At 58.5% G+C, this 11,385-nt stretch carries 10 protein-coding genes; 8 read left to right on the plus strand and 2 right to left on the minus strand.

From position 1 onward, the window contains the following. Window positions 1-172: 172 nt before the first annotated feature. On the plus strand, window positions 173-967 hold the full coding sequence (locus ACF8AM_RS15240; protein WP_392556455.1) for a glycosyltransferase family 2 protein: 795 nt from the start codon (window positions 173-175) through the stop codon (window positions 965-967). 343 nt (window positions 968-1,310) lie between these two features. Here ACF8AM_RS15240 and ACF8AM_RS15245 read toward each other — a convergent pair whose 3' ends face one another. Further along, on the minus strand, window positions 1,311-1,721 hold the full coding sequence (locus tag ACF8AM_RS15245) for a hypothetical protein (RefSeq protein WP_392556456.1): 411 nt from the start codon (window positions 1,719-1,721) through the stop codon (window positions 1,311-1,313). Window positions 1,722-1,872: 151 nt separating this feature from the next. Between ACF8AM_RS15245 and ACF8AM_RS15250 the strand changes: the two genes are divergently transcribed. The 5 genes from ACF8AM_RS15250 (at window position 1,873) to rplS (ending at window position 5,488) form a co-directional block, all read left to right on the plus strand. Beyond that, the gene (locus ACF8AM_RS15250; RefSeq protein ID WP_392556457.1) at window positions 1,873-2,148 is read left to right on the plus strand and encodes a hypothetical protein; all 276 of its coding nucleotides are present in this window, start codon (window positions 1,873-1,875) and stop codon (window positions 2,146-2,148) included. A gap of 235 nt (window positions 2,149-2,383) precedes the next feature. Then, on the plus strand, window positions 2,384-3,859 hold the full coding sequence (ffh, locus tag ACF8AM_RS15255) for a signal recognition particle protein (RefSeq protein ID WP_392556458.1): 1,476 nt from the start codon (window positions 2,384-2,386) through the stop codon (window positions 3,857-3,859). A gap of 108 nt (window positions 3,860-3,967) precedes the next feature. Further along, window positions 3,968-4,390, plus strand: coding sequence for a 30S ribosomal protein S16 (gene rpsP, locus ACF8AM_RS15260; protein WP_392556459.1), 423 nt, complete (start codon window positions 3,968-3,970; stop codon window positions 4,388-4,390). Further along, complete coding sequence (gene trmD / locus ACF8AM_RS15265; RefSeq protein WP_392556460.1) at window positions 4,387-5,115, plus strand: tRNA (guanosine(37)-N1)-methyltransferase TrmD; 729 nt, start codon at window positions 4,387-4,389, stop codon at window positions 5,113-5,115. Before rpsP ends, trmD begins: the two co-directional genes overlap by 4 nt. A gap of 19 nt (window positions 5,116-5,134) precedes the next feature. Next, window positions 5,135-5,488: a 50S ribosomal protein L19 gene (rplS, locus tag ACF8AM_RS15270; RefSeq protein WP_392556461.1), complete on the plus strand. Its 354-nt coding sequence runs from the start codon at window positions 5,135-5,137 to the stop codon at window positions 5,486-5,488. Window positions 5,489-6,683: 1,195 nt separating this feature from the next. Here the strand turns inward: rplS and ACF8AM_RS15275 are convergent. Then, complete coding sequence (locus ACF8AM_RS15275; protein ID WP_392556462.1) at window positions 6,684-7,457, minus strand: gamma-glutamyl-gamma-aminobutyrate hydrolase family protein; 774 nt, start codon at window positions 7,455-7,457, stop codon at window positions 6,684-6,686. Window positions 7,458-8,301: 844 nt separating this feature from the next. On the opposite strand from ACF8AM_RS15275, the gene ACF8AM_RS15280 reads away from it, so the two are divergent. Beyond that, on the plus strand, window positions 8,302-9,423 hold the full coding sequence (locus tag ACF8AM_RS15280) for a 3-oxoacyl-ACP synthase III (RefSeq protein ID WP_392556463.1): 1,122 nt from the start codon (window positions 8,302-8,304) through the stop codon (window positions 9,421-9,423). A 490-nt stretch (window positions 9,424-9,913) separates the two neighbouring features. Next, complete coding sequence (locus ACF8AM_RS15285; protein WP_392556464.1) at window positions 9,914-10,936, plus strand: hypothetical protein; 1,023 nt, start codon at window positions 9,914-9,916, stop codon at window positions 10,934-10,936. Window positions 10,937-11,385 lie beyond the last annotated feature (449 nt).

Genomic DNA, 11,385 nt, shown 5'->3' on the forward strand with positions numbered 1-11,385 from the left:
TTTACCCTGGTCGCCACCCGCACGATCCCCCCCCCATCACTGGTCCCGCATCGGCCAACCCCGGTCGCGGGGTCGGATTGGCGGGGATAGGCCGCCCGGCAACATCTTGACCAAGCCGAAGCAGTGCCGGTATCTCGCCGAGCACGCACAAAAACCGAAAGAGAACTGAACGATGAAACCTTGGCTGACCGCACTGCCCGTCTACAACGAAGCTCAATACGTGGATGACGTCCTTGAGAACGTCCTGAAACACGCGAGCCAAATCCTGGTCGTCAATGACGGTAGCACCGACGGGACCCGAGAGCGCCTCCAAGCCTGGGCGGAACGCATGCCTGAATCCGTCGCGGTCGTCCATCACCCCCAAAACCGTGGCTATGGCGCCGCATTGCAATCCGTTTTCGCCCACACCATCGAACATGGATACGAAGGCGTTGTGACACTGGACTGCGACGGCCAACACCAACCCTGCCGAATCCCCCAGTTCATCGAGGCCGGACGACATGCCGACATCGTCTCCGGCAGCCGGTACCTGCAGGAGTTCGAAGGTGACGATGCACCACCACAAGAAAGAATGTTTATCAACCGCCGAATCACGGCGGACATCAATCGGCGACTCGGGTTTTCACTGACCGACGCGTTCTGCGGCTTCAAAGCCTATCAAACGGAAGGCCTGAAAAAGCTGAAAATCACCGACGACGGCTACGCCATGCCGCTTCAATTGTGGGTGGAAGCCGCGGCAGCCGGACTGCAAGTCACCGAGCTTCCCGTCCCATTGATCTACCTGGATCTCGAGCGATCCTTTGGTGGCTCGCTGGATCACGCCGAAACCCGCCTGAGTTACTACAACCAAGTCCTCGACGACGCGATCGATCAAGCTTGCCGCGAAGGCCGGTTCCGCAAACCAAACGGCGAACACGATCGAACCAATTCGCCTTGCGGTGAAAAAGCCAAGCTAGCTGCCAGCTAAACCGCCACCTCCGGGAGATGGGGCAGTTGATCGAGGCCGCGTTTCAGCGAGTTTCGGTACGATGCACCTCTCCCGAAACAAAGGAGGTCGTGCAGTTTTATTTCACCCTCCCTTTGGAAGGGTCGGCCCGTTCCGGGCCGGGGAGGGCTACGCGCTGGCTCCGATGCTCGACCCTCCCCTCGCTTCGCTCGGCCCTCCCAGGGGGAGGGCGATGATAAACGTTTGGCAACACAGCACTTAAAAACTGCACGACCTCAAAGTTTTGGGGGGGAGATCGAGCGACGCCGTTCCGGCATACACGAGAGCGAGGGCCGAGCACTGACAACTTGCAATCCAGGCTCTCTCAGCGAGGCAAACGCTTGGTCTCGGCTTCCGATGAAGATCCGCAACCAGATTTGCCGACCGCGGCCGTCGCCAACTGTCGCATGGGGCGTGAGGCAAGCCCCGCGGCCATCATCAATCGAGCCAGCCCGACCATGGTTTGATGCCACTGGTGCACCATGTCCGGTGTCCCAAAGCGGAGCGCATCCTCGCGATCGAAACCTTGCTCGCTGACACGAATTTCGGTTGCCATGTGCATCAAGGCCTCCAACATCACATGGCCGTGCCGATCCGAATCCGTCAGCCCTTCGTCGTCGTAGATCCACAAATGAGGCTGCATGGTAAGATCCACGCTGTGCATCGCAGCGGCATCCGCATCCATCGCGTCGACAACCAAAGAACGGGCACCACACTGAACGTAAAACTTAGCCATGAGATTGATCTTCCGTGAAAGGCGGTTGCGGGGGGAATCCATCGCCAAGTGAACCTCTTGGCGACACACATAGGATCGCAACCTGCGTGACACGTTAGGTCACGAGCCGCTGGGAAGCTTCTAGCTTCTAGCTTCTAGCTTCTAGCTTCTCGTGCTCGTGCTCGTGCTCGTGCTCGTGCTCGTGCTCGTGCTCGTGCTCGTGCTCGTGCTCGTGCTCGTGCTCGTGCTCGTGCTCGTGCTCGTGCTCGTGCTCGTGCTCGTCACCCGTCACCCGTCACCCGTCACCCGTCACCCGTCACCCGTCACTCGCCACTCGCCACTCGCCACTCGCCACTCGCCACTCGCCAAGCCCGACGAAATCACAACCCGAAGCGTCAGCGAGGGAAAAACGATGTCGACTTCGCCTCGCTCACGCGTCGGGTCATGAAAAACCAATGACTCACGCAAAAGCGCAACTTCAAAACGCGGCAGCGAGGGGCCCCACACCAACTCCCCACAACGGCCCCATCGGGAGCGTCCCTTGTGCCCAAACCTCCCACAGTCCCCTGAAAACGTTTTCCAGGCGAAATTCGACGTTCTCTCCATTTACAAAACGGAGGCGTCCTGGATAAACTGCCGGGCTTTCCTGGAAAAACCGCTTTCTCGCCCGCCCCTCCTGACGCGTGTTCGATTCACTCTCCGACGGTCTGCAATCCGCTTTCAAAAGTTTGTCTGGCAAAGGCAAACTGACCGAAGGCAATATGCGCGACGGTCTCAAGATCGTGGAGCAATCGCTGCTCGAGGCCGACGTCAGCTACAGCGTCGTCCAGGACTTCATGGCGCACGTCACGGAGAAAGCTCTCGGGAAACGCGTCCTGCTCTCGCTTCGGCCGCAAGAAGAGCTGGTCCGGATCGTTTACGACGAGCTGGTTGAAACCCTCGGGCCCGTCGATTCGGCTCTGAATTTGAAAGCCGACGGTCCAACGGTCATCATGCTGTGCGGCCTGCAGGGAAGCGGAAAAACGACGACCTGCGGCAAACTCACCAAGTTGCTGCAAGAACAAGACATCACCCCGTTGCTGGTCGCCGCTGACTTGCAACGCCCTGCCGCCATCGAACAACTCAAAGTCATCGGGTCACAACTCGGTGTCCCGGTTCATGCCGAAACCGATCACAAAGACCCTGTGAAGGTCTGCCAGGCAGGCGTGGAAATGGCCCGTCGCGACGGCAACCGCGTGGTCATTCTGGACACCGCCGGTCGTTTGGCAATCGATGCCGAACTGATGGCAGAGCTGAAGAAAATCGACCGCAAAGTGGGCCCGGACCAGGTTTACTTGGTCGTCGACGGGATGACCGGCCAAGATGCGGTGAACAGTGCAGGCGCGTTCAACGACGCGCTCGAACTGGACGGCGTGGTGATGACCAAGCTCGACGGGGACGCTCGCGGCGGAGCCCTGTTGTCGGTCAAACAAGTCACCGGTGTTCCGATCAAATTCATGGGCACGGGCGAGCATTTCGATGCTCTGGAACCCTTCCGCCCCGAAGGCATGGCCAGCCGAATCCTGCAGATGGGCGACATTGTCGCCGCGGCTCGCGAAGCACACCGAATCGTCGATGAACAGGAACGAGAAGAACTGGAGGCCAAAATGGCCAGCGGTGATTTCTCGCTCGACGATTTCAAGAACATGATGCAAAAAGTCGCCCAGCCTGGGTTGATGGGGCGCATGATGGGCTTGATGCCTGGCATGGGCCAATTCAAAGACATGATGGAATCGGAGGCGGCCGGCGGCCAAATCCGACAAATCATTGGGGCGATCAACTCCATGACCCCCGCCGAACGCAAAAACCCGAAACTGATCGATGCGACCCGTCGCACCCGAATCGCCAAGGGTGCTGGCGTGCAATCTCCCGTCATCACTCAATTCATCAAACAATACGACGTGATGAAGCCGATGATGCAAGCGATGTCCGGCAAGGGCACCGGCGATCGAATGGCGATGATGCGTCAAATCCAAGCCAACGCCATGTCAGGCGACCCCCGACTCGGCGGCTTGAAAACAAAGCAGGGCACCGGAAAGCGGCTTTCACCCGCCCAAAAAGCTCAGCAAAAAAAAGAACGCGAAAAGCTCAAACGAAAACTCAAACGTAAAAAACGCTGAGTGAGATGAAGTGGGCCGAGACCAGAGCAGGTACAGCCCTCTGTCTTCAGCCCCCGAAATCAACCTCAATTCCTTGGAGAAACGACCGACATGGCAGTAAGAATTCGCATGAAAAAGATGGGACGCACGCACCGTCCTTTCTTTCGTGTTTGTGCAGTGGATCAACGCAACCCACGTGACGGCCGCGTGATCGAAGAACTCGGCACCTACGATCCAATGTGCCCCGAAACGGACGCTCGTGCCTCCTTGAAAGCGGATCGCGTCGATTACTGGCTCGGCGTTGGCGCTCAACCCAGCGACAAGGTTGCTGTGCTGATCAAAAAATACGGCACCGAAGGATCGCATCTGGAAGCTCAAAAGGCTGCCATCGAGCGACTCGGACGCCGCAAAGACTACACACCACCACCAGAAGCTCCTGCTCCCAAAGCCGCACCGGCCGCCGAAGCTCCTGCTGAAGAAGCACCCGCGGAAGAACCAGCCGCCGAAGCTTCAACCGATGATGCTCCCGCAGCAGAAGCCACCACGGAGTGAGATTCGACGTTGTCACCCTGTTTCCAGCCATCTTTGACGGTTATCTGACCCAAAGCTTGCTGGACAAGGCGATTGTTCGAGGTTTGGTAGAGATTCAGCGACACAACCTCCGAGATTGGGCCGAAGACACCCCTCATCGCAAAGTCGATGACCGCCCTTTCGGCGGCGGCCCCGGACTGTTGTTGCAAGTCGAACCGACCGTGAACTGCGTTCGGGACGTGGACGCCATGGCCGATGTCCCGGCTCGTAAGATTTTGTTGACCCCGCAAGGTCGACGGCTCGACCAACGGTTGGCCGAAGACCTGGCCACCAGCGATCGCATCCTGTTGATGTGCGGCCGCTACGAAGGATTTGACCAACGTGTGTTGGACATCCTTCAACCCGAAGAAATCAGCATTGGCGATTTTGTCCTCAACGGAGGCGAAGTCGCCGCGATGACCATCATTGACGCTGTCGTCCGGTTGCTGCCTGGCGTGCTCGGTGATGAACAAAGCAGCCTGGATGATTCGTTCAGCCGAGGAAATCGGATGCTCGAGTTCCCCCAGTACACCCGGCCCCGTGAATTCGAAGGCCACACCGTCCCCGATGTTCTGCTCAGCGGCGATCACGCCGCCATCGCCGCCTGGCGAGCCGAACAAAGCCGGACGAGAACGATTGACCGCCGCCGCGATTTGCTGCCCGAGCATTCCGAACCAGACAACGAACAAACCAACAAACTCTCCTGAACATCACAGAGGTTTCCAAATGAACAACGCCATCATGGACATGGTCGACAAGGCCAACCAAAAAGAAGACGCTCCCCAGTTCGAAATCGGCGACACCGTCGATGTCCACACCAAGATTTTGGAAGGCAACAAGGAACGGGTTCAGGTCTTCACCGGCGTCGTGATCGGTCGCAGTGGCCAAGGCTCACGCGAAATGTTCACCGTTCGCCGCATCGTGGCCGGCGAAGGTGTGGAACGGAAATTCCCCGTTCACAGCCCTCGCATCGAAAAAGTCGAAGTCAAACGCAGCGGTGTCACCCGCCGTGCCAAACTGTACTTCCTCCGCGATCGGGTCGGAAAAGCCGTTCGCCTGAAAGAACGCCGCCGCGTTTGATCGCTGGGTTCGGCCAACAACGAAACCAAATCACGGCAAGCTGCTCTGGTCCGCCAGTGCAGCTTGTTTGCTGCGCAGGGACCGACTCTCCTGCCCGTGAGGGCCAGCGAAGCCCACCCATCACACCCCGGCGAGCGAGGCCCCCAACTCAGAGACCGTGCATTCCTTAACTTCTGTGCGTGCAATGCCTTGAGCACGCCGCCCGCGTATTTTGCAGCCGCGATTTTCTCAAAACCCGAAGCGTTAGCGAGGGAAAAACGATGTTGACTTCGCCTCGCTGACGCGTCGGGTCATGAAAAAACAATGCCCCACGCAAAAGCGCAACTTCAAAACCTGCGCAGCGGGAGGGGTCGGAAAGCGAGCGTTCAGCGAGAATTCCAGGAGAAGAGCAACCCGCGCCGCATCCCATGCTCGACCTCGTATGTCGATGTCACTCCCCCCAAAACATCGTTCCCGGAGAGGTGCTCAAAGAGCGCGAATGGTGGGTGGCACCTTACGGGAGCACGTACGCCTGAACGGCTTAGCTCGACCTCGTGTATCGATGTCACTCCCCCCAAAACATCGTTTCCGGAGAGGCGCTCAAAGAGCGCGAATGGTGGGTGGCACCTTACGGGAGCAAGCAGAAAGAACGAGCCCGACGCGACAACGAGATCCTGCGACCGTAATGAAAGACCTCGGCCCCGGATGGGGCCGGCGTGGGGATGCGGGGGGATGCGCGCGGTCCCTCGCTAACGCGTCGGGTTTCGATTTGCACGGGCTCGAGAGCCCGTCGGACGGCGAGCACGAGCAGCTAGCAGCTAGCAGCTAGCAGCTAGCAGCTAGAAGCTAGAAGCTAGAAGCTAGAAGCTAGAAGCTAGAAGCTAGAAGCGATCTTGGTCCATAAAAAAACCGGGTGCGTCCCTGTGGAACGCACCCGGTTGAACTTGTCAGCCGTGACTTGCAGTGTTGCCGAATTGCAATTTCGATCAAGGCCATCCGTGACCTCCAACGACCTTCATCCTTGAAGGCGAGGGACTCCGGCAAAGGAGTCCCGTTCTCACCGGGTTCGCCGCATCAGGCGATGCTTCCGTGCTGCCAACCCGCCAATCCTTTGGCGGAAACGGTTCTCGCGGGACAACCGTGGGCAGCGAACCCGGTGGGAAGGGATCAAAAAATGCTCTTCGTCAACGTTCTCTCCGTAGTGTGGTTTCGATTCTCAAGCCACCAAGCGGTAGGCTTCGTCGCCCTCTTGTGCAGGTGCCTCTTGGTTGCGTTCGCGGACAGCGTCGACGAACTCTTCGAAGATCCGAATGTCGAGAGCCGATGCAGCCTCGGACTCGGGGTGGAACTGAGTTCCCAAAGCGAACCAGTCAATCATTTCGCTTTCGATGGCTTCGATCACACCATCGGGGCAGCGTGCGGTGACGCGGAACCCAGGAGCCACTTCGTCGATCGCCATGTGGTGGCGGCTGGTCACGCGAATTTCGCCATCGCCATAAACGCGGCCGATCAGCGAATCGCTTTCGACGTTCAAAGTGTGACGGTGATTGACGTCTTGAGCGTCAAAGTGTGGCACCGCTTCCGGCAAATCTTCTTTGATGTGCAAGAACAGATTGCCGCCCTGCTGAACGTTGATCAACTGCATACCGACGCCAATTCCGAAAACAGGCATCCGACGTTCGGCAATTTCCGCCATCAGCATTCGATCGCTGGCTTCGCGAGCAGCGTCCATGGGATGCACGCTGGGGTGCAACATGAATCCGTCGTTGCGAGGGTCCAAGTCGCCACCGCCAATGAACAAGAAACCTTCGACGGCGTCCAAGACTCGGGCCACCGATTCTTCATCGGCTTGCGGGGGAACCAAAACAGGAATGCCACCCGCGTTGATGATGGCCTGGTAGTATCCAGCGGCAATGTAGGCAAACGCGGGGGTGCTGCGAGCTGCGGCACGGAAATCGGCGTTCAAACCAATCAAAGGCTTGCGCGTCATGGGAAGATCCTCTTCGTATCGGCGTTTGGTGTGGCCCGCACAGGTCAAGCATTGAAGCCAGCGGTCAGATGCTGAATTCAATCGAGCGAGAATCAAAACCGTGTGGCCTCAGCCGCATGATGCCGCCTGCTGGTCGGGCAGGGATAAGGGCAACCATGGGAGACCAATCCAGCTTGTGTCATCATGAAACAAACTGGCTGTTTTGCTTCCCGGACTCTCCCAGTGAGGTGAATGATAAGCGGCGCGGCGACGGTGTCGCGTCTGATGTGCGGGGAGATTAGAGGCGGAGTTTCACAACACCAAGCAAGAACGATATCTTGTGAGAAAGATTCCCCGAGACACTACAGGTAGTGCTAGCAAATGCTTTTTTTGCTAGCAAAACCCGTTTTCTGGGCCGTTTTGTGGGTTATTCTGCGCATCTCGATGGGAACTCCGCACCCCTTCGGGGGGAAAGCAGTCGCTCCCCCTGACTCAGATTTGATCCCACCGGCGCGGTTTTGCCGACCGCATCAGACGCCTCTCGTCGACATCATGGAGCTGTCCTCTCAATCGACACGCTCGTTTTGAACGGTGCCGCTAGGGGACCTTATCTTCCCTCAAGTCCATTCCTTGGCAACCCCAATCCGATTAGCTTGCATTTCCGTGCTCGGCATCCCCTGGTCGCGGCCTAGCGTTCAGGGCCATCGCCGGCCAGGTGATTCGTTCAGCCCAAGCAATCTGGTAATCTGTTTCGCGACCGAACCGACGGTCACCGTGCTCGGAATTTTTTTCCAGCACGTTGGAAGGCCTGAGGTTGTGAGGGCCCCGTTTGTCGAAAAGCCTTAGGTTTTGAAGGACCGTCCCCGTGCATTTTCCCGACGTTGCGTTGGCTTCCATCGGAGTCACGATTCCCCCGTCCCAGTGGACCAGCGAACAGATCGAAATGGATCTGCAACCGCTCTACTCCCGCCTGAAGCTGCCTGAAGGCCGATTGGCCATGATGAGCGGCATCAACAGCCGCCGAGTTTGGGAACCAGGAACGGTTCCCAGCGGCCCCAGCATCCAAAGCGGCCAACACGCGATCGAAGCCGCCGGTGTCGATCGCGACCAAATCGGAGCTCTGATTCACGCCAGCGTTTGCAGGGACTTTTTGGAACCAGCCACCGCCTCCCGGGTGCATCACGAACTGGGATTGTCACCCGACTGCTGGGTCTACGATGTTTCCAACGCGTGCTTGGGCGTTCTCAACGGAGCGGTCCAGATCGCGACGATGATCCAGTCCGGCATGATCTCCGCCGGCATCGTGGTGGGCACCGAGAACAGTCGCCCTTTGATGGAAGCGACCATCGCGTCGTTGAACGCCGACACCCAATTGACTCGCAAAACGGTCAAGCCCGCGTTCGCATCGCTCACCATCGGTTCGGGAAGCTGTGCTTGGCTGCTGACTCACCGCGACCTGCATCCCAACGCCACGACGCTGGACCACGCGATCGCCCGTGCCCACACCGCTCATCACGATCTCTGCCGCAGCGATCAAGACACGGCTGGAGCAGGAATGCAACCGCTGATGGAAACCGACTCGGAAACCTTGATGGCCGAAGGCATTGCCACTGGGGTCGCCGCCCTAGCCGAACTGCTGCATCAATCCGGATGGTCCCGTGATCAAATCAACCGTTCCATTTGCCACCAAGTCGGATCCCGACACCGAATCGGGATGCTGGAGGCGATGCAGTTGCCCGCCGATCGAGACAGCGTGACGTTCCCCGCGCTCGGCAACACAGGCTCGGTCGCGCTGCCGTTGACCGTGGCCGCCGCGGCCGCGACCGGTGAATTATCATCCCACGACAAAACGGCGATGCTCGGCATCGGATCGGGCATCAACAGCGTGATGATCGCGGCCCGCTGGGGCGACACCGCGGTTGCAGGCGACTGGGCAGGCTTGCTCGATGAACTCGCCCCGTCTTCTTTGGCATCCACCGCGAGCTGAACCTCTCCACGCAGAGAATGGAAAATCGAACCGCGCCCAGGGTGCGTCGTTTGCTCGCCCTGTAAGAGGCTGTTGAGTGAGTCCTCCCCCAAACGTTAGCGAGGGATCGCGTGCCATGGCAACGTGCCTATGGATCCCTTGCCCACGCGTTTTGAAGTTGGGCTTTTCTCAAATCCCGAAGCGTCAGCTTTTTCATAACCCGAAGCGTCAGCTTTTTCATAACCCGAAGCGTCAGCGAGGGAAAAACGATGTTGACTTCGCCTCGCTGACGCGTCGGGTTATGAAAAACCAATGCCTCACGCAAAAGCGCAACTTCAAAACCCACGCGTCGGGTAGTGAAATCGAATAATCAACAGGCTGTTAAGTGATCCGCTGGCTTTCAAATGCTGCCCATTCAGCCTCCACCAGCACGTGTTTGCTTGCCGGAAACCGGTTCTGGCGCTATGGTGAAAGCAGGCCGCCTCTTTCCTATGACCTTTGAGCGATCTCGATGACACGTCATTTTCTTCCCGGACTCACAGCGTTGCGGGTCGCCATCCCATCCACCTGCCAACATCTTCCTCGCCGTGTTCGCACCAGCGGGTTGGCAGTTTGCTTGAGCGCGTTGTTCGGCTGCGCCCCCGCCGCGGCACAAGAAACTCCCGTCGCGGAGCCACCCGCACCGGCGGAAACTGCCGCGGCCCCCGCCGAGCCCGTTGCGACGGAGGACGCGCCGACCGTTGAAGAACCCACTTATGTTCGCGTGCACGAAGTCGATGGCAAACCGGTCGCCTTGCAAACCGCGACGGTTCAGTTTGTCGGGCAACCCGGGACGCAATACGACGGCGCGATCGTCGATTTGGTTGGCGTCGTTCACATCGGACAAGACGAGTACTACACGGAACTGAAAGAACAACTGTCGAAGTACGATTGCGTGCTTTACGAATTGGTCGCTCCCGACGGCACACGCATTCGCCCCGAGGATTTGGAAGAGCGCCGTTCGATCTTGGCCTCGGTTCAAACCGGCATGAAAGACATGTTGAACCTGGAGTACCAACTCGAAAAGATCGACTACATGGCTGAAAACTTTCGCCATGCCGACATGAGCCCAGAAGAGTTTGTGGAAGACCTTGAAAAACGCGGCGACAGCATTTGGAAGATGATCGCTCGCATGCTCGGTGCCGGCATCGCATCGCAAGCCAAGACGGGCGGCGACGCGGGATTGATGATGGCGATGTTCAGCGGCAAAGATCGGCCGATGAACATGAAGCGAGCCATGGCGCGGCAGTTGGTGGACATTGAATTGGTGACCGCCGGCATGGACGACGCCAACGGCGAGAACACCTTGATCAAAGGCCGCAACCGCAAGGCGTTTGAAATCCTCAAGCAAGAACTCGATGCCGGCAAAGAAACCATCGCAGTGTTCTACGGTGCCGGCCACTTGCCCGACATGGCCGACCGACTCGAAAACGATTTCGGAATGAAGCCCACCCAAACCACCTGGTCCAACGCCTGGGACCTGACCCGGAATTGAGCTTCTAGCTCTCGTGCTCGTGCTCGTGCTCGTGCTCGTAGCCGGATTCGCCAAGAATTCGGACGTGCACCTGGCTCCTTGTACGATGGGGCTCCTTGTACGATGGGGCTCCTCGTACGATGGGGCTACTCGCACGATGAGCTACCAAGCCCGTCCAAATGGAAACCCGACGCGTCAGTTTTGAAGTTGCGCTTTTGCGTGAGGCATTGGTTTTTCATAACCCGACGCGTCAGCGAGGGACCCTACAGAACCTCGTGCATCCAGTGACCAACGACGCAAGCCCAGAGTTCTGCCGAATGGAACCATCGCCAGATCGGACCTGGCCTACCGACCGAGTCCCGAGTCCCGAGTCCCGAGTCCCGAGTCCCGAGTCCCGAGTCCTGAAGCCCTGAAGCCCTGAAGCCCTGAAGCCCTGAAGCCCTGAGGCCCTGTGGCCCTGTGGCCCTGTG

It is taken from the genome of Rhodopirellula sp. JB055 (assembly GCF_043100905.1).
In the GTDB taxonomy this organism is placed as follows: domain Bacteria; phylum Planctomycetota; class Planctomycetia; order Pirellulales; family Pirellulaceae; genus Rhodopirellula.

What these genes read in the sequence shown, in the direction of transcription:
- ACF8AM_RS15245 (WP_392556456.1), bottom strand. Translation starts at nt 1,721, where the DNA reads ATGGCTAAGTTTTACGTTCAGTGTGGTGCCCGTTCTTTGGTTGTCGAC.
- ACF8AM_RS15275 (WP_392556462.1), bottom strand. Translation starts at nt 7,457, where the DNA reads ATGACGCGCAAGCCTTTGATTGGTTTGAACGCCGATTTCCGTGCCGCA.
- rpsP (WP_392556459.1), top strand. Translation starts at nt 3,968, where the DNA reads ATGAAAAAGATGGGACGCACGCACCGTCCTTTCTTTCGTGTTTGTGCA.
- ACF8AM_RS15285 (WP_392556464.1), top strand. Translation starts at nt 9,914, where the DNA reads ATGACACGTCATTTTCTTCCCGGACTCACAGCGTTGCGGGTCGCCATC.
- rplS (WP_392556461.1), top strand. Translation starts at nt 5,135, where the DNA reads ATGAACAACGCCATCATGGACATGGTCGACAAGGCCAACCAAAAAGAA.
- ACF8AM_RS15240 (WP_392556455.1), top strand. Translation starts at nt 173, where the DNA reads ATGAAACCTTGGCTGACCGCACTGCCCGTCTACAACGAAGCTCAATAC.